Here is a 21,625-nt window from a genome sequence, read left to right on the forward strand (position 1 = left end):
ATGAAGCTGACCATCGACACAGACAATAAAAAATTAACCATTCTGGATGAAAGCGGGACGCACGAACTGGATCTCTACTCCAAAGAGGCCTTTGAGCAGCTATCTAGGCAATGGGTCAAGGTAGGTTGGAACGAAAAGTATTCCTACACATTCACTTGGTTTGGACGGCCTGTCATTCAGTTGCCGGAGGACCTGATCCGCATTCAGGAGGTCATTTACAGCGTACAGCCGGATGTGATTGTTGAAACTGGTGTGGCTCATGGTGGATCTTTGATCTTCTATGCGAGCATTTTTAAAGCGATGGGTAAGGGCCGCGTCATCGGAATTGACATCGATATTCGAGCTCACAACCGAAAGGAAATCGAGGCGCATTCGCTCACCTCTCTGATCACTTTGGTCGAGGGTAGCTCTATTGATCCGGTAATAGTGTCCCAGGTCAAGGCTCACATCAAGCCTGGAGAAAAAGTCCTTGTGTTGCTGGACTCCGACCATTCTCGCCGTCACGTCTTGAATGAGCTGATTGCGTATCACGATATCGTTACACCTGGTTCCTATATCGTTGCAACTGACGGTGTCATGGCTGATACTTTCGACGTACCTAGGGGCACGCCGACTTGGGACGAAGATCATCCTGCCAACGCGGCTAAGGACTTTGTCAAAGATCATCCGGAATTCTTGATTGAACAACCCGCTTGGGCGTTCAACGAGAGCGCGCTGAGCGAGAACATTACCTACTGGCCATCGGCATATCTGCGGCGCCTTTAAAAGCATTCGAAATGTCGCAGCAATTGGGAAAAATGCTGGCCCTTGTAACCGTAGGCATTCCAGTTCGCAACGGCGGGGAGTTTCTCGCTCACGCATTGGACTCCATCTTGGGGCAGTCGTACCGGAACCTCGAGATAGTGGTATCTGACAACGGGTCAGACGACCAAACAGCCGAAACGATGGCCAGGTATTGCAAGCTGGATCGGCGTATTGTCTACATTCGCCAGCGCGAACCTATCAAGGCTTTCGACAATTTCAGGTTTGTTCTCGATCAAGCCAAAGGCGTTTACTTTCTTTGGGCTGCGCATGACGATTTTCACAGCCCCGACTACATCGAACGGTTGGTTCATGCTTTGGAGGCAGATTCTGAGGCAGTGCTGACATTTGGTGACCTCTTAATCACATCTCCTGGTAACGAGCAGGGCACGTTGCGGGACTATGACTTTGCCACTGAGGAGCTTCAGTGGAGGAGACGTATGAAAAAGGCTGCGTTCACGCAATGTTTCCATATCTATGGTGTATGGAGGACGTCAAGTTTGAAAAGTATTCCCTTTGCGGGGAATGCTTGGTGGCCAGACCTCCCAGTAATGATTGGGGCTGCGTTCATCGGGACGTTCAAATATGTGCCCGGCCCGAGGTTTTTTTACCATGAGGTTCCCAAAACTAATCTGCAGCGTGTTCAATACCAAGACTACGCGGCGCGCTTTAATATCGTTGCTGGCGTTTTGGGCTTGATCAGGGCGAGTTACATTTCTTCTGCAGGTGTGGGGGGCTTGTTTGCCGGACTATATGGCGCTTGGCTTGTAATATCAAAACAGGCACGCAATTTGCCCGGGTTTTTGGGGCGCAGACTCAGGTGGCCTTGACGCCGGACACAACTATCCGATTTGTTCGGTATCGTGCGGTCCCCAAAACTAGCCGTTGTCCAGTACGATAATTGCTATATATTTAATAGCTGCTCGCGTGCATTTCTATTGGTTTGCAGCCGTTTTTAGGGGTTAAAAATGGCTCCAAACTCATCTGCGGACACCCATTGCGACGCGTAAAACGCTTTCAAAAGGTCCGCATGTAAAGTTGACCTTACATGAGTGTCTTTGACATCCCTGCGGTAAACGGAGATTCAGGCACCTCAGAAAGCGCGGGAGAATCACCGCCAGCGGCATTTGTCGGCGGGCGCATCCCGGTCCCAGCCCCGCAGAACCCAAGACCTTAGGACCCCATGACGTCAAGATTCCAGGATCAGCTTAATATTGAAGGCAAGCCGTGGCTGCAACTGACGCCGTGGCTTTTGCTGGTCGCAGCCTTTCTTGGGACCTGTGCTGTCGCCTGGGCTGTGCAACTGGTTCTCCTGCCGCATTTCTTTCCGCATCTTCATGCGGGGCACGGCATGCTTGTGGGTGGCGATTCGGCAGGCATGAACCTCACGGCCGTCGAGTTGGCCGAACGCATCCGGAAAGAGGGCTGGTCTGTCTGGGAGCTTCGCCCGGCAGGCAACGCGCCAACCGGCATCGCTGCGGCTTTGTACGTGTTCGTGACGCCTGAGCCCTACATGCTCGTACCCCTGAATGCGCTTGTGCATGCCGCTGGGGGCATGGTGATTTACCTGATCGCTTACCTGGTTTCGCAGAACAGGATGGCCTCGGTGGTCGCCGCTTTGCCTTTCCTGCTGTTTCCGTCTGCTGCGATCTGGTACGCCCAAATCCACAAGGACGGCATTTTTGCCCTGGGCATGCTGCTGTGCGCACTCGGCTGGATGCAGGCCTTTCGCCCGGCTTTCTGGTCGTCTGCCATGCCAGCCTATGCCGCGCTGTTTCTTCCGCTGGCACTTGGGCTGTTCCTGGTGTGGCTGGTGCGGCCGCACATCATGATCCTGATGCAGGCGGTTGCCATCGTCACAACCGTGGCCGGGCTGCTGCTCGCGGCATTCTGGTGGCGCCTGGGTACGCTGCAGGCCAAACGCGCTTTTCTTGCGGCGTTTGTGTTCGTGATGATTCCTGTGCTCGTGGTGCTCGCCAAACCATCGGACTACAGGGTTGAAAGCTGGAAGGGTGACGTGGTCGCGCGTGAGACCGTCATGCCCTACATGCCGGGGTACTGCCTGCTGGAGCGGGGCGCGAATGCGAGTGCGGACAAACTTTCAAGCACCATCGCGGCCATGCGCGATTTCTACCTCTCCGGCAACAGCTACAAAAACGCCAGGAGCAACATGGACCCGGATTTTGTGCCGGGCACCGTCTGCAACCTTGTTGGGTATTTGCCGCGGGCATTGCAGATTGGGTTTCTGGCGCCTTTCCCTGATGCCTGGGTGGCAGAGGGCAGCATTCCCGCCAATACCGTCATGCGGCGCGTCATCAGTGTCGAAATGCTGGCTGTCTATGCGGCGCTGTTGTTTTTACCGCTGGCCCTGTGGGATTACCGCCGCAAGTCCGAGTTCTGGTTTGTGCTGGGGTTTTGCACCTTGCTGACGGTGATTCACGTCTATCTTGTTCCCAACATGGGGACCCTGCAGCGCATGCGCTACGGCTTCCTGACCGCCACCATCGGGCTGGCTTTGAGCGCCCTGGCGGGGCGCTGGTCGCGGCCAGGGCGTGCCGTCTGAGGGCGCCGGAGCCGCAGGCATGGCGGATACAATCGTGAGCCGGTCTTCGAGGCGGGGACACCTTCTGAGGGCCGGCATCCCCACAGGCCAGCCGGCCTTTTCCTTTATAAAAGTCTTGAGAACTTTTCCCGTTTTATTTTTCGCTGGAATCCCGTACCTGCCTGCTTGCCCGGCCGGTTTTCCTACGCCCCCCTTCTGTGATGGACCCGTCCGGGCGGTTTGGCGAAAGTTGCCGCGCTGATGATCGATCTTCCGGCTTTTCGGCGCCTGTTCGCAGATATCTGGTCTGTATTTGGCATCCGCTACGCCATTTATCTTTGCCTGTTGACCATTACAGGCCTGCTGGAGGGCATGACCATTGCGGGTGTGGTGCCGCTGCTCAGCGCCATTGGCATTGGCGCCGGCGGGGGGTCGGGTGCGGGGGGGGTTATCAGCCGCACCGTGCTTGGTGTCCTGGAATGGCTGGGCATCGGCGTTTCGGTCCCGGCCATCGCCCTTCTTATCCTGGTGCTGCTGTTTCTGAGCACGTCATTCTTTCTGGCGCAGGCTTACATGGGTGTGTCCTTGCAAACCGCCTACGTCAGTAACTGGCAACAGCGGCTGCTGTCGGGCATCTTCGGGGCGAGGTGGGGGCTCTTCCTCAAGACCCGCAATGGCGACCTGATCAATTCGGTGGTCACTGAAACACAGCGCGTGGGCGGCGCTTTCTACCAGACTGGCTTGCTGCTGACAGGCCTCATTCACAGTATTGTGTATATGGCCCTGGCGGCTATCTTGTCGGGGTTGACGACATTTGGCGTGATTGCGGGTGGGGCGTTTCTTTTCCTGATCACCCGGCCGCTTATTCAGCGGGCTTACAGGGTGGGTGCGGGCATCAGCCATGAAAATGCCGAGCTTCAGGTCAAGCTGGGGGAATTTGTGAACAGTGCCAAGCTGCTCAAGGCCACGGCGACTGAAAAACAGGCCCTTGACGTCATGGGCGGCATTGTCCAGAGGCTTCGCCGGCACACCTTGTCAAATGCCTTTGATGCCCAGATTGTCAAAGGCATTTTTGACTTTGGTGCTGCTGCCATGGTGGCCAGCATTCTGGTGATCAGCCGCAGTGTGCTCAACATTGACGCAGCTGTGATTCTGGTGATTCTTGCGATTTTTGTGCGGCTCATCCCCAAGCTCACAGGTTTGCAGCAAAGCCTGCAGTCCCTGACCGGAAGCCTGGCATCCGTTGCCAATCTCAATGAGATGGCCCGTGTTGTGGAGTCGCAGGCGGAGGTTTCCAGAAGCTCCCCGCTGCCGTCAAACCTCGCGGCCGGGCCTCTTGCGGTCAGCGTGAGCCGGATATCTGTCAGCCATGACCAGACGGAGGTTATTTCTGACCTGTCCATTGACGTGCCTGCCGGCGCCTGCATTGCCCTGGTGGGGCGTTCCGGTGCCGGCAAGTCGACCCTGGTAGATGCCATGCTGGGGCTGGTGCCGGTGACTGCGGGTTCGGTTGCTGTGAACGGCATTGCGCTTGATGAGTTGCCATTGCATGCGCTGCGCCGGCGCATAGGTTACATGGGCCAGGAAACCATGCTTTACAACACGACAATCCGGGGCAACATTCTCTGGAGCCAGTCGCACTACTCGGATGATGCGGTCATGATGGCCGCCTCGCAGGCTGCCGCAGACAGTTTTATTACCAACTCCCCGCAGGGACTGGATACCGTTGTGGGCGATCGTGGTGGTCGCCTGTCGGGTGGGGAGCGTCAACGCCTCGGGCTTGCAAGGGCGTTGCTGGGGGAACCGGGTCTGTTGATACTTGACGAGGCCGCGAGCGCCCTGGATGCAGAAACGGACGCAGCGGTCACCCGTGCGCTGGAATCTTTAAAGGGCAAGGTCACCATGATCGTGATTTCACACCGCCTGTCTTCCGTGCGCATGGCTGATTACATTTACGTGCTCGACAAAGGCCAGATAGTGGAGTCTGGTACCTGGGCTGAACTTGAGGGCAGTGCTGGCCAGTTCAGCCGTCTCCTATGATTTGCCATGAGCGTATTCGCCGATTTCTATCCAGCGGGGCCTGCCGGTGCGTTTTGCCGCGCTGGGCTGGCTGTGTGAGGGCGCCCGGGTGAAAGTCCTGCACATCATTACGTCCCTGGACCAGGGTGGCGCCGAAGCTGTCCTGTGCCGTCTCGTCGCCCAAAAGACAGAGGGCGTCGAGTACTCTGTCATTTCTCTCAAGGGGGAGGGGTTTTACGGCGCGACGCTGGAAGCCAGCGGCATATCGCCGCATTACTTTGAATTTGCCAGATTTTTCCAGCTGTCCAGCTTTTTCGAGTTCGTGAGGCTGGTCCGGCTGATTGCCCGTCTGGCGCCTGATGTGGTGCAGACCTGGCTTTACCACGCCGATCTTATTGGTGGTCTGGCCGCGCGGATGGCGGGTTGCCGGCGCGTGGTGTGGGGCATCCGGTCATGCAACCTGAGTCCCGAACTCATCAGCCGGTTTACCCTGGTGGTCGCCTGGGTGTGCGCCCGGCTGTCAGGACTGGTGCCGGCGGCTATTGCGTGCTGCTCGCAGCAGGCTGCCAAAGAGCACAAGGCGCTGGGTTATAGCGCGGAAAAATTTCATGTCATTCCGAATGGTTACGACCTCGGGCTGTTTTCCCCCGGCCCTGCCTTGCGGCATCAAGTGCGCACAGAGTGGGGGATCGCTGACGATGAAGTTCTGCTGGGCTGCGTGGCTCGATGGGATCCTTACAAGGACCATGACAACCTGCTGCATGCGCTTTCAATCGCCGCCAACGCAGGCACACCCGTGCGCTGCGTCCTGATTGGCGGCGGTATGGCGCAGGGCAATACCTCGCTGATGGATCTGCTGGCTAAGTACAATCTCGTCCAGTCCGTTGTGTTGGCAGGTTCCCGCAAGGATGTGCCCGCAGTCATGAATGCGCTGGATGTTCATATTCTGCCCAGCGTGAGTGAGGCCTTCCCGAATGTACTGGCAGAGGCCATGGCCTGTGGAACCCCGTGCATTTCGACCGATGTGGGTGACGCAGCGTTGATTGTGGGCGACACCGGTTGGGTTGTTGCCCGCAGAGACCCGCAGGCTTTGAGCCTTGCGATTTCAGACGCTGTAAACAGCGTCAAGACTGAAGGTTTTGTTGAGCGCCAACTGGCTGCTAGAAAACGTATTGTTGAAAACTTCAGCCTTGAGAAAATGAGGCAGGCCTATGTTGAACTTTGGCGGTCTTTATCTCATGGCTGAAAAATATCAGATGAACTTGTCAATTTTGATGGTGGGAGCCCTGTCCGACTGGTTTTGTTCGCCCCCGGTTGGTGATGGAGATGGCGCATGAAGGCATTTGGTGGGGTCTACAAGGGTTGCCGGGTGTTGCTGACCGGGCACACCGGTTTCAAGGGCAGCTGGCTGGCCTTGTGGTTGCAGCAGCTTGGCGCCGAGGTCGCATGCCTGGCTTTGCCGCCCAACACCGAGCCCAGCCACTGGGCTTTGCTGGGTTTGGCCATGGAAGAGCATCTGGTAGACATCCGTGACTATGCTGAAGTCCGCAAGGTGGTGCAGCAAGTCCGGCCGGAAATCGTTTTTCACCTGGCGGCCCAGCCGCTCGTACGCCGCTCTTATGCCGACCCCCTGACCACCTGGGCCACCAATGTGCAGGGTACTGCCCATGTGCTGGAGGCATGCCGGCATGAAGCCAGCGTACGCGCCATCGTCGCAGTGACGACCGACAAATGCTACGAAAACCAGGAGTGGCTCTGGGGCTATCGTGAAAATGATCGTCTCGGCGGCCATGACCCTTACTCTGCATCCAAAGCCGGCGCAGAACTTGTGGCTGCCAGTTACCGACAGTCCTATTTCGGCAAGGAAGGTTCCCCCTTGCTGGCAACGGCCCGTGCGGGCAACGTGATAGGTGGCGGCGACTGGTCTGAAGATCGCCTGATTCCGGACATGGTGAGAGCCAGCGTGCGTGGTGAATCTGTCGAGATTCGCTCACCCAATGCAACCAGGCCTTGGCAGCATGTGCTTGAGTCCCTGTCAGGCTACCTGTTGCTGGGCCAGCGCCTGTTGCAGAAGCAGCAGGGTTTCGCCGAGGCCTGGAATTTTGGTCCCGATGAGTCTGGCAACCAGACCGTGTCGGCAGTTTTGTCGCGCCTCAATCAAAGCTGGAGCGGTTTGCGCTGGCACGTGACGGGTGTGCCGCAGCCCCATGAAGCGGGGCTTTTGCAGCTTGACAGCACCAAGGCGCGTACGCTGCTGGAGTGGCTGCCGGTGTGGGGCCTGGATGAAGGCATCAGACGCACCGCCGAATGGTATCGGTTTTACCTTGAAAAAGGTGATGTATGCACCTGGCAGCAACTGAGCGATTACGTTGAAGCGGCCGCGGAAAAACGCCTCGCATGGGCGACCTGAAATGAAATTTGTTTCAACTGCCATTGCCGGTGTTTGTGTTGCGGAAACAAACTATTTCCAGGACAACCGGGGCGCGTTTGCGAGGCTGTTTTGCGACAACGAGCTGGCTGGCGCTGTCGGTGACCGGAAAATCCGTCAGATTAACCAGTCGCGTACCGCAGCCAGGGGAGCGGTACGGGGCATGCACTATCAGACGGCGCCACACGCTGAAATGAAGATGGTGCGTTGTATCAAGGGCCGCGTCTGGGATGTGGCCGTTGATTTGCGTGCAGGTTCGCCAACTTTTCTGCAGTACCACGCCCAGGAGCTGTCTGCCGCCAACGCATTGATGCTGGTCATCCCCGAGGGCTGTGCGCACGGCTTTCAGGTGCTCGAGCCGGACTCCGAGCTGTTGTATCTGCATACGGCCAGTTATGCACCGTCTGCTGAAGGCGGTGTGCGCTTTGACGATCCGGCCTTGAATATCCCGTGGCCCCTGCCGGTCACAGACCTGTCCGAACGTGACAAAAAACATCCACTCCTCAATAAAAATTTTCAGGGTATCGATATATGAACTGCCGTCATTGCAGCACGCCGCTAAAGCACGTTTTTCTTGATCTGGGCTTCGCACCCCCGTCCAACGCTTATCTGACCGAGGCTGACCTGCAGGCGCCCGAGCAGTACTTTCCGTTAAAGCTGTTTGTGTGTGACAAGTGCTGGCTTGTGCAGACGGAGGACTACTCCCGCTCTGACGAGCTTTTCACGAAGGACTACGCCTACTTCTCCTCGGTCTCAACAACCTGGCTTGCGCATGCGAAGTCATATGTGGAAGCCATCACTGCGCGGCTTGGGCTGGACTCGAAAAGTTTTGTGATTGAAGTCGCTTCGAACGACGGCTACCTCCTCAAAAATTTTGTTGCCAATGGCGTCCCCTGTCTTGGCGTAGAGCCCACGGACAGTACGGCTGCGGCGGCCGAGGCTATCGGTGTTCCGGTTGCTCGTGAATTCTTTGGGCAACAGTTTGCTGACAAGCTGGTTGCAGGCGGTAAACAGGCGGACCTGATCATCGGCAACAACGTTTATGCGCATGTGCCCGATATCAACGACTTCACGTTGGGTCTGAAAACCGCACTCAAGCCCGGCGGCACGATCACCCTGGAGTTCCCGCACCTGATGAGCCTGATGGGGCTCAACCAGTTTGATACGGTGTACCACGAGCACTACTCGTACCTTTCCATCCAGTCTGTAAAAGCCATCTTTGCAAAGGCGGGCTTGCGCGTGTGCGATGTTGAACAGATCAGCACCCACGGCGGCAGTCTGCGTGTGTATGGTTGCCATGCGGAAGATGCGCGTACAGATGGTGCGGCGGTGGCAGACATCCTTGCCCAGGAAGTCAGCCGCGGCCTGCAGGACCTTGCGACCTACAAGCGCTTCCAGCTCGCGGCCAACAAGGTCAAGAATGATTTGCTGGCTTTCCTTGTGGATGCGAACAAGGCTGGCAAGACAGTGGCCGCCTATGGCGCAGCAGCCAAAGGCAACACGCTGATGAACTATGCCGGCGTGAAAACTGACCTGATGAGTTTCGTTTGCGATGCGGCTGCTTCAAAGCAGGGGAAATTCATGCCTGGCAGCCATGTTCCCATTTTGCCGCCGGATCAACTTCGTGAGCGCAAGCCTGACTACGTCGTGATCCTGCCGTGGAACATTGCCGATGAGGTCGTCAAGGCCAACCATTTTGTGCGGGAATGGGGTGGCCAGTTTGTGGTGGCTGTTCCGGCCTTGCGGATATTCTGATGAAGGTCCTCGTTACTGGCGGTAGCGGCTTTATAGGTCAGTACTGCCTCGCCCAACTCCATGCCAGGGGCTATGAAGTCCACGCGGTATCGTCGGTGCCGCGCGCCAGTACGGCATCGGTTCAGTGGCATCAGGCCAGTTTGCTGGATTTGTCGCAGACGCGTGACCTGGTGCGCTTGGTCAAGCCCTCGCATTTGTTGCATCTGGCCTGGTACACCAAGCACGGAAAATACTGGACTGCCCCGGAAAATCTGAATTGGGTTCAGGGCAGCCTGACATTGATGCAGGAGTTTTTTGAGTCCGGCGGGCAACGCCTGGTTACCGCAGGCACCTGTGCTGAATACGAGTGGAGTCACGGCATGTGCGTGGAAGGGCAGACACCTTTGGTGCCGGCCACGCTTTATGGGAGTTACAAGCATGCACTTCAGCAGATGCAGCATGCCTGGTGCAGCCACAGGAATCTTCCGGGGGCCTGGGGGCGTGTGTTCTCCCTTTATGGGCCTGCGGAGAACCCGGATCGCCTGGTAGCCTCCGTCATACGTGCGCTGCTGAAGGCCGAGGTTGCTACGTGCGGTAACGGCAGTCTGGTGCGCGATTACTCGCATGCGGAGGACGTTGCGTCGGCATTTGTATCCATTCTTGAGAGCGATCTGAACGGGCCAGTCAATATTGGCTCTGGCGAGGCAGTCAGCCTGCACGATCTTGTTGAAAGAATTGCCATAAAACTCGATGGACGCAGTCTGCTCAGGTTCCGTCCGCCATCTCTTGCGCCCAGTGGCGAGCCAGCCCTCCTTTTGCCCGATATCACCCGTCTTTTGTCTACTGGCTGGAAACAGAAGTTTGACCTCGACTCGGGACTCGATGACACGATCGCCTGGTGGCGTCGTCAACCTGGTTCGTCCGGAGCCTGACTGGAAAAACACAAACTTTGGCCCGGCTCAAGTCCAATATTATTTTCAATTTTTTGGGCAGTGCCTGGCTGGGAATACTCACGCTTGCGGTTACGCCCGTACAGGTACATTTTTTGGGTGTCGAGGCCTTCGGCTTCGTGGGTCTTATCACCATCCTCCAGGTGCTGCTTGGATCGCTTGACCTCGGGATCGCGGCCACAGTCACCAAAGTCGTGTCGTCTGACCATAGTGGTGGGCGACGCGAAAGTGCGGGTGCGCTCAATACAGCTTCGACGGTGTACTGGGTTATTGCCCTCCTGATTGCGGTGCTTCTCTGGGCCAATTCTGGCCGCGTCGCGGCTTTCTGGTTGCGCAACACCCGGCTCGATGCCGCTACGGTGACTGTAGGCATACAGATCATCGCGATTTACCTGGGACTGCGATGGCCTGTTGCGTTTTACTCGGGTGTCATCAGTGGCCTGCAGCGCATGGATGCGCTCAATATCATCAAGGCATCTGTTAATACCTTTCGCCTCGTCGGTGGTGTTGTCGTCCTGTTTTTTCTCCCGGATTTGCTGGCATTTCTTGTCTGGTTCGCAATCAGTTCTGCGGTGGAGATACTCGCCTACGCCATCGTGACTTATCGCCTGCTTCCCTCCTTGCGTCTCTGGCCGTATTTTTCCTTTGCTTCCTTCAAGGACATCTGGCGCTACTCGGTCGCCATGAACCTCATTGCCTTGACGGCCCTCGTCCTGAGCCAGGCTGACCGACTGGCCGTGACCCGGTTTCTCAGTCTGGAATACCTGGGCTACTACTCCATCGCCTACAACGCTTCCATCGCCATTTCCCTGGTGCAGAGTGCGATCAACAACGCCTCTTTCCCGGCGTTCTCGCACTCCTTCAGCAGCGGCGAACACGCTGATCTTTTGTCACGCTACAACAAAGCCAGTCAGTTGATGGGGCTTGTAGTGGCGCTGCCCTGTTTTGCACTGGTCTTTTTTGGACATGAAGTATTAACCATATGGATCAACGGAAAAGTTGCTGACGCTGCGGCGCTGACGATGGCATGGCTTGCAATCGGTTTCTTTTTCAACGCTGTTGTTTCAAATGCCTACATGGCGGCTGTTGCCTGCGGCCAGCCGGGCTTGCCGCTCAAGGTCAATCTTGTTGCACTGGCTGTTTACCTGCCTGGTCTCTACTGGCTGGTTCATCTCTTCGGAATCAGCGGCGCTGCGGCAGCCTATGCGGGGTTGAATGCATACTATGTTTTCACGCTGGTACCGCTGGTACAGGCCCGGGTTCTCCAGCAGGGATTCGGTTTGTGGCTGCGTGCCAACCTGCTTCCCTTCCTGCTGGCTGGGGTGGGGGCGTTCGGCGGTGCGAAAATCCTGTCGCTGGCATTCGAGCCGGGCTGGTTTTCAGTAATTGCCCTGAGTGTCGGTGTCATGGCTTATGCAGCCGCCGCGTGGCTGCTGCTGTCCATGCCCCTCCGGTCCGATCTGATTGGTGCGTTCAAGCGGGTTTTCTCAACATGACATCCATCATTCGTATGTTTTTTCAGCGTCTTCGGCTGGAGTCTCTGCTGGCTATCCCCTATGGATGGATTTACAAGGCTGCATTCAGGCGCATCGGTGCCGCCTCTTTTGTAAGTCCCTTTATCCAGGCTGTCGGTCTTGACTGCGTCACCTTGGGTAATCGGTCCCGGATCAGCAGGAACACGCGTCTGCTTGCGCTTAAAAGTTATGGAAGTCAGGTCTTCTCACCGGATATCGTGATCGGCGATAACGTCAGCATCGGGTTCGGCTGCACCCTGTCGTGTGTCAATCGGCTGGTGATTGGGCACGACGTAACAATCGGAGACAATGTGTACCTGGCTGATTCCCACCACGACTACAGCAATCCAGCCCTGGGGGTTTTAAGCCAGCCCCTCTTGACGGGGGAAGTTGTAATAGGTCAGGGCGCCTGGATTGGTTATGGCGCCTTTGTCGCAGGCAATGTTTCAGTAGGTGAGCATGCCGTGGTGGGAGCCAATAGTGTTGTGACGCGGTCGGTGCCTGCCTATACGGTCGTTGCTGGAGTTCCTGCCAGGCCGGTAAAGCGCTTTGATCATGGCACCCAGTGCTGGGTCAAGGTAAATGTTGATGCCAACAAGTAAGTCTGAAAAGCTGAATTAAAAATGAAATTCTCGGTGTTGCTTCCTACCCGCAATGGCGGCCCTTATCTTGAAAACTGCATCAACTCCATTCTTGGGCAGGGGTATGACGACCTGGAATTGATCATTTCAGATAACGCCAACACGGACAAGACGCCGGAGATCATCGCGCAGTATGCGGCCGATCCCCGGGTAAAGATCTTGCGGCTCGAAGAAATGATTTCGGTGACCGACAACTGGAACAACGCCCTGTTTTCAGCGTCTGGCGACTACATCATGATGATGGGTGATGATGATCTGCTTCTGCCCGGGTATTTTGTGCGCATGGCCCAGATCGTTGATCAGTACGGACAGCCTGATTGCGTTTTGCACAATGGGTATTCCTACGTTGCGCCCAACTCAATCGGCCAGAATGAGCACGGGTTTTACAGTCGCGCCCACTTCAATTTCGGTGATGACCTGACGAAAGAGGGCGTCATGTCCATGGATCAGCGATTTTCCATCGTTCATGACATGTTCCGATTCAAGGTGCGCATACCGCTGAACATGCAAACCACGCTGGTCCGACGCGACAAGCTCCCAAGGTTTCATCCCCCTTTCCCTGACCATTACGCACTCAATTCCTTGCTGTTGACCGCTGATAAATGGGTATTCAGCCCGGAAAAATTGCTTGTTGTGGGTGTTTCGCCCAAGTCGTTTGGGCACTACTTTTACAGCAGCAAGCACAAAAGCGGATTGGCGTATCTCGGCATCGATCCAGAGTTTCCGGGAATGTTGCCGGGAAGTGATCTGACCAACGGCATGCACATGTGGCTCAACCTGCTGAAGAAAAATCTCGGGGACAAGCTGCGCGGGACAGAGATTGACAGGGGCGGCTATGTGCGCCGCCAGGTATTCGCCTGGTACATGCAGAAAAAACTGGGCGTCCTGAGCGGTGCAGATTTTCTTGCCAACATGAGGCTTTTATCCCTGCGGGACTGGGGCGGTTTGCTGTTGTCTTTCTTTGACAGGGCGAGCTGGAACCGCTTTACACAGATAATCAGGTCGTCACGAAAAAGTACAGCCGAACTCCAGTGGAACAGCCTCCAGCCCTTGCCCGGCATTGTCAACATTGCCCAGTTTTCAGACTGGATTACCTATCACGCCACGCCTGAGCAAAAAGGGTAAACCTGGCGATACGGCGGAAAAATAAAATGAAGAACTGGATACCGACAAAAAGAAAATTGGTTCAACTGGTGAACGGTTTTCTCCTTTCCGTGGCTAACGCAAAGATCGTGCGGGCATTTCCGGAGACCTTTCGTTACCGAAAAAATGGTACGCGAGGCGGCATGGATCGTTTGACGGTATCTAACCGCCTCAACACCCAGTCATCTGAAATCGCACTGCGTTCGGCCACGTCAGACTGGTTTACTTTTGACCAGATATTCATCCACGAGGATTACAACCTCAAGGCGCTGAAGCGCTACCCCGAGTTCGAAGCACTTTACGCAAAATTCAGTGCTGCCGGAACACCGCTGATTCTTGATCTGGGGGCCAATATCGGGCTTTCCGGTGTTTATTTTCACCATGTATGGCCAGCTTCCAAAATTGTGGCGGTCGAACCCAGTGAAGACAATTTCGCAGTGCTGAAGGAAAACTTCGGCGCCAATGTGAAACTGGAGGCCATGCTCGCCGGAGTTTCCAGCAGGTCATCGAGGCTGGCTCTGGCTGATCCAACGGCAGAGAAAAATGCATTCACCACCAAGGCCATGCAACCTGGCTCTGAGGGTGGCGTTCAAGGCGTGACAGTGCCTGAAATACTGGCTCGACACCCGGAGTCGGAGGGTTATTTCCCGTTTATCGTCAAAATCGATATTGAAGGCTTTGAGTCTGACCTGTTCGCCGAAAACACCGACTGGGTTGATGCGTTCCCGGTGCTCATTATCGAAATGCACGACTGGCTTTTCCCCGGGCAGGGAACATCATCAAACTTCCTGAAGACCGTTGCAAAGCTGGACCGGGATTTCGTCTATCTTGGTGAAAACGTGTTCTCCATCAGAAACGACCGGTCCGTCGTGGGGAATGTATGAGTCAGCATCCCCGGATTCTTGTTTTGTGCCCCTATCCGCTCGGCATCAGTCCCGGCCAGAGATTCCGGTTTGAGCAATATCTCGACATATTGAGAGCGAATGGACTGGTGATAGATGTCCGTCCCTTCCTCGACATGGACACCATGCGCATTCTTTACAAGCCAGGTTACATGGTAAAGAAGGTTCTCGGCGTGCTGGCGGGTTTTGGGCGTCGTCTTGCAGTACTCCCGCAGGTCTTTCGCTACGACCATATTTTCATACATCGTGAAGCGACACCCATCGGCCCGCCTTTTATAGAGGCCATACTTTTCATGCTGGGACGATCGGTCATCTTTGATTTTGACGATGCAATCTTTATCAGCAAGACGTCCAAAGTCAACCGTATCGTCGCATTTGCCAAGTGGTCTTCAAAAATCAGGTTCATTTGCCGCCATAGCGTGAAGGTTGCGGTTTGCAATAACTATCTGGTCAACTGGGTCAGGCAATACAACCCCAACGCTGTGTTGTTGCCCACGACCATCGATCTCTCGTATCACAAGCCAATCGTCAAAGCGCCGCTTGCGACACGCCGCCCCGTGATAGGCTGGACGGGTACCCAGTCCACCATGGTGTATCTTGAACTGGTTCGTGAAGCGTTGACCGAACTCCAGGCGCGATATGACTTCGAATTTCGTGTGATCTGTGATGTGGATCCCAAATTTCCCGAGCTGAAGAACTACCGCTTTGTGAAGTGGACACTCTCTTCGGAGATTGAGGATCTGGCCGCCATGGATATTGGACTCATGCCTGTGCCTCAGGGGGAGTGGGAGCAGGGCAAGGTCGGTTTCAAGGCCATCCAGTATTCCGGTGTGGCCGCTGCGCCTGTGGTTTCCTCGACGGGATCAGGCCACGAGGTCGTGCTTCAGGGTAAAACGGGGCTTGTTGTTGACAACGACCGTGCTGCCTGGGTGAATGCGCTGGCTTCCTTGCTGGATAATCCAGCCCAACTGGAAGCAATGGGGCAAGCGGCGCGTGAATATATTGATTCGCGCTACTCTGTGCGCTCACAGGTTCCAACGTACATGGCTCTTTTGGGCAAATAAACAGCTGTCTGCCGCGCAGACAATATTTTTTAAGAGGTGAGGCCAGTGAAGATAGATAACGGAACCCGCGTATATGTTGCAGGCTGTGGAGGCATGCTCGGTGATGCCATGTATGCCCGTCTTAAAGCGACAGGCGCAGTCATCAAGGCAACTGATATCAATTGCATTGAAAGCTGGCTTGAATACGGCGATGTACGGGACTTCACCGCCATACGCAAAAGCATTGTTGATTTCAACCCCGACCTGATCATCAATCTGGCCGCGCTCACTGATCTCGAGTTCTGCGAAAAAGAGCAGGAGAACTCCTGGCTGACCAATGGACTGGGTGCGGAGAACCTGGGCCTGGTCGCCAATGAGCTGGATGTGCCTTATGTGTACATTTCGACAGCCGGCATCTTCGGTGGCGAGCGTGATTTGTATAACGACTTTCATGCACCCAACCCGCTGTCCGTATACGCGCAGTCAAAGTACTACGGCGAGCAGTATGTCCGCAACAGCGTCAGGAAGCATTACGTGTTGCGTGCCGGCTGGATGATGGGCGGCGGCCCGGGCAAGGACAAGAAATTCATCAACAAGATATACAAGCAGATTTGCGCCGGTGCGAAGGAGCTTTTTGTAGTTGACGACAAACTGGGCACGCCGACCTATACGGTTGACTTCGCCAATGGTCTTTGCGGCATTGTCGAAAGCGGGCAGTACGGTCTTTACAACCAGGTCTGCAATGGTGCAGCGAGCCGTTATGTTGTCGCAGAGGAGTTTGTCCGGCTGATGGGGCTGGCAGACAAAGTCAAGGTGACCATTGTCCCTTCAGACTATTTCAAGGAACAGTACTTTGCGCCGCGCCCGGCCAGTGAAAAACTCGTCAACCTCAAGCTCAACCAGCGCGGCCTGAATTTGATGCGTGACTGGCAGGTGTGCCTGCAGGAATACGCTGAGGTTTTCAAGGCAGATTACGCCCGCCGCTGACGGCAAGGCCAGGTATCAACAGTGAAAACATTTTTCCATTCTGGTGCGCCGGCCTCAAACATGGGGTTTAAGGTCTGGTGTGGCATATTCCTGTATGCCATATTGGCCGGTCTGGCTATACAACTCGTCATTCTTCCATACATTTTTCCGCAACTCCATGCGGGAAACGGGCTGTTGGCCGGAAGAGACTGGGTAGGTTTTCACGCGCAGGCCATCACGGAGGCGCAAAGAATTACGCAGGGCGGCTGGGCGGAATTCCGTCTGCGCCCTGATGGTGACAATGCCATTATTGGTTTGACCGGGTTTTTCTATGTGCTGTTTGGCCCTCATCCATGGGCCTTGCTGCCACTGAGTGCGGCCATGTTTGCTGCTGGCGGCGCCGCCTTGTTTTCCATGATCAGGAACCTTGGCCTGGAAGACAACGAATCCATCATTGCCATCCTGCCTTATCTGCTCTTTCCTTCATCTCTGCTGCAGTACGGGCAGATACACAAGGATGTGTTTTGTACGGCCACTGTCCTGGTAATTTTGTGGGCCTGGTCGAGCCTCCTGAGTGAAAAACGCCAACGGCGAAACGTCCTGCCTCTATTAGTTGTTTCCGCTTTCGCGTTGATCATCCTGTCTGTTTTCAGACCCTATCTCATGTACCCCCTGCTGGGTATAGGGGTTCTTTTGCTTGTGTGGTACGCCATGCGGACCGGGTGGCAGTTTTTCAGGCCGCAATCACCGGGTAATGTCGTGGGCCGCAAAGAAAGGTTTCGAAAAAACATTGGGTCGGTGTTTATCCTTGTCGTGATCAATGCCTGCGCCTACTTCATGTCCATCAGCATCGTGGATGTACGGATGCAGCCGTTCCCGGCCAGCGATGTGAACGCACGGATGGGCTTGCCGGATTTCAGGTGGACTTCCAACAGGGATGTGAGAAGTGCGGATGCCCTGCGGGTGTTTGTGGCCCCGCCGCCCAAGCCGGTGGAAATTGCTGCGCCGGAACCCGTTGTGGAACCCATTCCGCCCAAACCGACAGAGCCTGAATATCCTGCCAAGTATGTGGTTTATAAAGTAGCCTACAAAAAGTATCAGGCATACGTCGAGGAGGTCAAAAAGTACCAAGCATATGAGGAGTCACCTGAGGTCAAGAAATACAAGGCTTATGTCGCATCGCCGGCCTATGCTGCATTTCTTGAAGCTGAGGCAGAGGCGGCGCGTATCAAGGCTGTGCAGCAATGCCGTGCCATGATGTTTATACGAGACGATGCATTCTTCCAGAATCTGGTTGATCGCGGTTTTCTGAAGATTGCTGTGGCGCGGGCCGGCTTTACAAGTTCAGGTGGAACCACTGCAGCCAGCAACATCGACAAAGGTATCGATTTCTGCAAGAACGAGGATTTGATCCGTTATATTCCGCGCGCCTTGCAGATTGCGTTTTTTGCGCCATTCCCTTCGAAGTGGCTGTCTGTTGAAAAGCGCAATTCCAGCCCTATAGAAATCTACATTTCTGCTGTAGAAATGTTCTATTGCTACATAGCCTACCTGGGTCTGATCTACTGGGCTTTTAATTATCGTCGCTGGAATGTGTTCCTTTTGTTGCCAATGACATTCGCATTTGGCCTTTGTCTGTTGTTGGGGCTGACTGTCGCCAACGTCGGGACGCTGTATCGCATGCGGTTTCCATTTGCGATGATCTTCGTGAGTATCGGCATGGCTGGCATTCTTCAACTTGCAAAAATGAGGCCTTTCTGGGTCGAGGGGCCTGACGCGGCCGACAATGCGGCTGAGGCATCAAGGGCGGCAAATTGAGATTAGGCGGTTGGTAGCCCCTGAAATGCCTTCACGGCAGGCAACAGGTGCTGTTTCTGGCGCAGCAACATACACGGCCTTTCGGCCGCTGGAAATTCAATGTGTGGATTGGCAGGCTTTCTTTCGCTAGCGCAACCTGAGTTCGCGGATAGCCAGCTTAAAAGCATGGCTGACGCGATCGCCTATCGGGGGCCTGATGCCAGTGGTTACTGGCATGACACTCCGGCCGGTGTAGGGCTCGGGCATCGTCGCCTGTCGATTCTTGATCTATCGGAAGCTGGCAGTCAGCCCATGAGGTCGCCAGGCGGGCGGTTTGTAATTGCCTTTAATGGTGAAATTTACAATCACCTCGATATCCGGCGCCACCTTGAAGATTCCTGCTCCCGCGAACTGCAGTGGCGCGGTCATTCGGACACCGAAACCTTGCTGGCTGGATTTGACGTGCTGGGCATTGAGGCAACAGTTCGAATGGCTGTGGGCATGTTCGCTTTTGCCGTGTGGGACTGCCAGTCCGAAAAGCTGACCCTGGGAAGAGACCGGCTGGGTGAAAAACCCCTTTATTACGGCTGGCAGGGCGACACCTTCCTGTTTGGTTCGGAGCTCAAGTCGCTTCGTGCGCACCCGGCTTTCCGCGCGACGATTGATCGCGGGGCATTGAGCCTGTTCATGCGTTATGCCTATGTCCCCGCCCCGTATTCCATTTATCAGGGCGTCATGAAACTTAATCCCGGATGCCTCCTGGAGGTCTCGCGCCAACACAGCACTCCGTCTGTTCAGCCCTACTGGTCAGGGGCCGAACTGGCGCGCACCGGTGTGAAGGAACCTCTGACGGGTTCGCCCGACGAAATGGTGGCTGGGTTGGAGAGATTGCTGGCAGATGCGGTGGGCCGCCAGATGGTGGCTGATGTGCCGCTCGGCGCCTTCCTTTCTGGCGGAATTGATTCTTCCACCGTGGTGGCCTTGATGCAGTCGCAGTCGAGTCGCCCTGTCAAGACCTTCACCATCGGCTTTCACGAGGCCGGTTATAACGAGGCGGAAGACGCCATGCGGGTGGCTAGACATCTGGGAACGGATCACACCGAGATGTACGTGAGTGCACAACAGGCAATGGACGTGATTGGCCGTCTGCCCATGCTTTATGACGAGCCCTTTGCAGACTCTTCCCAGATACCCACACATCTGGTCGCCGGACTTGCACGGCAACATGTGACAGTCTCCCTGTCTGGCGATGCGGGTGATGAGCTGTTTTGCGGCTATAACCGCTACCAGCTGACCAGTAAACTCTGGCGCAGGCTGTCCCTCGTGCCGCTGCCATTGCGCAGCCTGATGGCCAAAACCCTGACCAGCGTTTCGCCCGATGCCTGGAACCGGATTGCGGAAGTGGCGTCGCCGATCCTCCCCAAATCGGTGCGCCTTTCTCAAACCGGTGACAAGCTGCATAAGGGTGCAGGGGTGCTAGCCAGTCGCTCGGTTGACGACCTGTACCTGGGGCTTGTTTCGCAATGGCAGGACCCGGCTTCTGTGGTGATCAATGGGGATGAGCCGCCAACCCTGCTACGTGGCAATGCACCTGACCTGGCCGGGCTGGATGATGTCCAGAGGATGATGGCCCTGGACATGCTGACCTATCTTCCGGACGATATCCTCACCAAGGTGGACAGGGCTGCGATGGGTGTTTCTCTGGAGACGCGCGTGCCGTTTCTTGACCACCGGGTGGTTGAGTTTGCCTGGCGCCTGCCTCAGGACATGAAGCTGAAGGACGGACAGACCAAGTGGGCATTGCGCCAGGTTTTGTACCGTCATGTACCCAAAGCTCTGATAGAACGGCCTAAAAAAGGGTTTGGCGTGCCTATTGATGCCTGGCTTCGTGGGCCTTTACGTGAATGGGCGGAGGCTTTGCTCGATGAGGCACGCCTTGAAAAGGAGGGATACTTTCATCCTTCCCCTATTCGCCAAAAATGGCGGGAGCACCTTTCCGGCCAGCGTAACTGGCAGTATCAACTCTGGAATGTCCTGATGTTCCAGATGTGGCTCGAATCACAGAACCTCACAACCCCCTCGTCTTGACCACCCCGACATGACTGCATACGAATCCCTCAAACTCAGCCTTGCAGCCGTTCCGCGCCGCTGGCTTGTCACTGGTGTGGCCGGCTTCATTGGCTGTAACCTGCTCGAGGCCCTGCTAATGCTCGACCAGGAGGTGGTTGGGCTGGACAATTTTGCGACCGGGCGGCGTGAAAATCTCAAGCAGATTGAAGCTGCAGTGGGAGCCGAACGCTGGAAGAACTTCCGGTTCATGGAGGGCGATATATGTGACGTGGCTACCTGCCACGAAGCCGTCAAGGGTGCACAGGCCGTATTGCACCAGGCCGCTTTGGGGTCCGTGCCCAGATCTCTGGAGGATCCGATCCGGACAAATCGCGCCAATATTGACGGGTTCCTCAACATGCTGGTCGCCACGAGAGATGCCGGCATACAGCGTTTTGTCTACGCCGCATCCAGTTCGACCTATGGGGATCATCCGGCCTTGCCAAAAATAGAGGACCGCATCGGAAAACCGCTCTCGCCTTACGCTGTGACCAAGCTGGTCAATGAGCTCTATGCCGAGGTGTTTGCCCGCTGTTACGGCCTCAACACCATAGGCCTGCGCTACTTCAATATTTTTGGTCCACATCAGAATCCTGATGGGGCTTACGCTGCGGTTATTCCCAAATGGATTGCGGCCATGCACAAGGGTGAACCGGTGTTTATCAATGGGGACGGTGAAACCAGCCGCGACTTCTGCTTTGTGGCCAACGCTGTCCAGGCCAACCTGCTCGCTGCGACAACGGATAATGCCGATGCATTGAACCAGGTTTACAACGTTGCGGTGGGTGATCGCACCACCCTCAATGACTTGCACCGGCTCATCAGGTCCGAACTCCAGCGGCATTTGCCCGGGTTGCAAGTGGATGAACCAAAATACCGGGACTTTCGCGCGGGGGATGTCCGCCATTCGCTTGCTGCGATCGACAAGGCCAGGTCACTGCTGGGGTATGAACCCAGCCACACCATTTCTCTCGGCATGAAAGACGCCATGGACTGGTATGTCCGTGACCTGCCATCTCTTGCACCTTCATCCTGA

18 protein-coding genes are annotated in these 21,625 nt (G+C 55.7%); all 18 read left to right on the top strand.

Annotated features, from left to right (window positions below):
- The 18 genes from HYX42_RS06645 to HYX42_RS06730 all read left to right on the top strand — a co-directional run bounded on the left by HYX42_RS06645 (window position 1) and on the right by HYX42_RS06730 (window position 21,625).
- A complete protein-coding gene (locus tag HYX42_RS06645; RefSeq protein WP_293401138.1) occupies window positions 1-765 on the top strand; it encodes a CmcI family methyltransferase in 765 nt (254 codons plus the stop codon).
- 11 nt (window positions 766-776) lie between these two features.
- Window positions 777-1,631 carry a glycosyltransferase family A protein gene (locus HYX42_RS06650; protein WP_293401140.1) on the top strand — a complete coding sequence of 285 codons (855 nt, stop codon included), beginning with the start codon at window positions 777-779 and terminating at the stop codon, window positions 1,629-1,631.
- Window positions 1,632-1,984: 353 nt separating this feature from the next.
- Window positions 1,985-3,364: a hypothetical protein gene (locus HYX42_RS06655; protein ID WP_293401142.1), complete on the top strand. Its 1,380-nt coding sequence runs from the start codon at window positions 1,985-1,987 to the stop codon at window positions 3,362-3,364.
- Between the two features lie 240 nt (window positions 3,365-3,604).
- Window positions 3,605-5,383, top strand: coding sequence for an ATP-binding cassette domain-containing protein (locus HYX42_RS06660; RefSeq protein WP_293401144.1), 1,779 nt, complete (start codon window positions 3,605-3,607; stop codon window positions 5,381-5,383).
- A gap of 88 nt (window positions 5,384-5,471) precedes the next feature.
- Window positions 5,472-6,608, top strand: a complete 1,137-nt coding sequence (locus tag HYX42_RS06665; protein WP_293401146.1) for a glycosyltransferase — start codon at window positions 5,472-5,474, stop codon at window positions 6,606-6,608.
- Window positions 6,609-6,695: 87 nt separating this feature from the next.
- Window positions 6,696-7,772, top strand: a complete 1,077-nt coding sequence (gene rfbG, locus HYX42_RS06670; RefSeq protein ID WP_293401148.1) for a CDP-glucose 4,6-dehydratase — start codon at window positions 6,696-6,698, stop codon at window positions 7,770-7,772.
- A gap of 1 nt (window position 7,773) precedes the next feature.
- On the top strand, window positions 7,774-8,325 hold the full coding sequence (gene rfbC, locus HYX42_RS06675) for a dTDP-4-dehydrorhamnose 3,5-epimerase (RefSeq protein ID WP_293401150.1): 552 nt from the start codon (window positions 7,774-7,776) through the stop codon (window positions 8,323-8,325).
- Complete coding sequence (locus HYX42_RS06680) at window positions 8,322-9,545, top strand: class I SAM-dependent methyltransferase (protein ID WP_293401152.1); 1,224 nt, start codon at window positions 8,322-8,324, stop codon at window positions 9,543-9,545. Before rfbC ends, HYX42_RS06680 begins: the two co-directional genes overlap by 4 nt.
- Window positions 9,545-10,456, top strand: coding sequence for an NAD(P)-dependent oxidoreductase (locus HYX42_RS06685; protein ID WP_293401154.1), 912 nt, complete (start codon window positions 9,545-9,547; stop codon window positions 10,454-10,456). The genes HYX42_RS06680 and HYX42_RS06685 overlap by 1 nt, the downstream gene beginning before the upstream one ends.
- Entirely contained in the window at window positions 10,423-11,970 is a 1,548-nt protein-coding gene (locus tag HYX42_RS06690) for an oligosaccharide flippase family protein (RefSeq protein ID WP_293401156.1), read from the top strand. The genes HYX42_RS06685 and HYX42_RS06690 overlap by 34 nt, the downstream gene beginning before the upstream one ends.
- Window positions 11,967-12,590, top strand: a complete 624-nt coding sequence (locus HYX42_RS06695; protein WP_293401158.1) for an acyltransferase — start codon at window positions 11,967-11,969, stop codon at window positions 12,588-12,590. The genes HYX42_RS06690 and HYX42_RS06695 overlap by 4 nt, the downstream gene beginning before the upstream one ends.
- Window positions 12,591-12,611: 21 nt before the next feature.
- Window positions 12,612-13,754, top strand: coding sequence for a glycosyltransferase family A protein (locus tag HYX42_RS06700; protein ID WP_293401160.1), 1,143 nt, complete (start codon window positions 12,612-12,614; stop codon window positions 13,752-13,754).
- A 26-nt stretch (window positions 13,755-13,780) separates the two neighbouring features.
- The gene (locus tag HYX42_RS06705) at window positions 13,781-14,656 is read left to right on the top strand and encodes an FkbM family methyltransferase (protein ID WP_293401162.1); all 876 of its coding nucleotides are present in this window, start codon (window positions 13,781-13,783) and stop codon (window positions 14,654-14,656) included.
- Window positions 14,653-15,738, top strand: a complete 1,086-nt coding sequence (locus HYX42_RS06710; RefSeq protein ID WP_293401164.1) for a glycosyltransferase family 4 protein — start codon at window positions 14,653-14,655, stop codon at window positions 15,736-15,738. The genes HYX42_RS06705 and HYX42_RS06710 overlap by 4 nt, the downstream gene beginning before the upstream one ends.
- Before the next feature lie 45 nt (window positions 15,739-15,783).
- The gene (locus tag HYX42_RS06715) at window positions 15,784-16,704 is read left to right on the top strand and encodes an NAD(P)-dependent oxidoreductase (RefSeq protein ID WP_293401166.1); all 921 of its coding nucleotides are present in this window, start codon (window positions 15,784-15,786) and stop codon (window positions 16,702-16,704) included.
- Window positions 16,705-16,725: 21 nt separating this feature from the next.
- Entirely contained in the window at window positions 16,726-18,501 is a 1,776-nt protein-coding gene (locus HYX42_RS06720) for a hypothetical protein (protein ID WP_293401168.1), read from the top strand.
- 99 nt (window positions 18,502-18,600) lie between these two features.
- On the top strand, window positions 18,601-20,568 hold the full coding sequence (gene asnB, locus HYX42_RS06725) for an asparagine synthase (glutamine-hydrolyzing) (protein ID WP_293401170.1): 1,968 nt from the start codon (window positions 18,601-18,603) through the stop codon (window positions 20,566-20,568).
- 10 nt (window positions 20,569-20,578) lie between these two features.
- Entirely contained in the window at window positions 20,579-21,625 is a 1,047-nt protein-coding gene (locus HYX42_RS06730) for an NAD-dependent epimerase/dehydratase family protein (RefSeq protein WP_293401172.1), read from the top strand.

It is taken from the genome of Polaromonas sp. (genome assembly GCF_016185115.1).
Classification (GTDB): domain Bacteria; phylum Pseudomonadota; class Gammaproteobacteria; order Burkholderiales; family Burkholderiaceae_C; genus Polaromonas.

Excerpts from the sequence above, each read along its gene's own strand:
- HYX42_RS06645 (WP_293401138.1), top strand. The coding sequence starts at position 1 with ATGAAGCTGACCATCGACACAGACAATAAAAAATTAACCATTCTGGAT.
- HYX42_RS06650 (WP_293401140.1), top strand. The coding sequence starts at position 777 with ATGTCGCAGCAATTGGGAAAAATGCTGGCCCTTGTAACCGTAGGCATT.
- HYX42_RS06655 (WP_293401142.1), top strand. The coding sequence starts at position 1,985 with ATGACGTCAAGATTCCAGGATCAGCTTAATATTGAAGGCAAGCCGTGG.
- HYX42_RS06660 (WP_293401144.1), top strand. The coding sequence starts at position 3,605 with ATGATCGATCTTCCGGCTTTTCGGCGCCTGTTCGCAGATATCTGGTCT.
- rfbG (WP_293401148.1), top strand. The coding sequence starts at position 6,696 with ATGAAGGCATTTGGTGGGGTCTACAAGGGTTGCCGGGTGTTGCTGACC.
- rfbC (WP_293401150.1), top strand. The coding sequence starts at position 7,774 with ATGAAATTTGTTTCAACTGCCATTGCCGGTGTTTGTGTTGCGGAAACA.
- HYX42_RS06680 (WP_293401152.1), top strand. The coding sequence starts at position 8,322 with ATGAACTGCCGTCATTGCAGCACGCCGCTAAAGCACGTTTTTCTTGAT.
- HYX42_RS06685 (WP_293401154.1), top strand. The coding sequence starts at position 9,545 with ATGAAGGTCCTCGTTACTGGCGGTAGCGGCTTTATAGGTCAGTACTGC.
- HYX42_RS06695 (WP_293401158.1), top strand. The coding sequence starts at position 11,967 with ATGACATCCATCATTCGTATGTTTTTTCAGCGTCTTCGGCTGGAGTCT.
- HYX42_RS06700 (WP_293401160.1), top strand. The coding sequence starts at position 12,612 with ATGAAATTCTCGGTGTTGCTTCCTACCCGCAATGGCGGCCCTTATCTT.
- HYX42_RS06705 (WP_293401162.1), top strand. The coding sequence starts at position 13,781 with ATGAAGAACTGGATACCGACAAAAAGAAAATTGGTTCAACTGGTGAAC.
- HYX42_RS06710 (WP_293401164.1), top strand. The coding sequence starts at position 14,653 with ATGAGTCAGCATCCCCGGATTCTTGTTTTGTGCCCCTATCCGCTCGGC.
- asnB (WP_293401170.1), top strand. The coding sequence starts at position 18,601 with ATGTGTGGATTGGCAGGCTTTCTTTCGCTAGCGCAACCTGAGTTCGCG.
- HYX42_RS06730 (WP_293401172.1), top strand. The coding sequence starts at position 20,579 with ATGACTGCATACGAATCCCTCAAACTCAGCCTTGCAGCCGTTCCGCGC.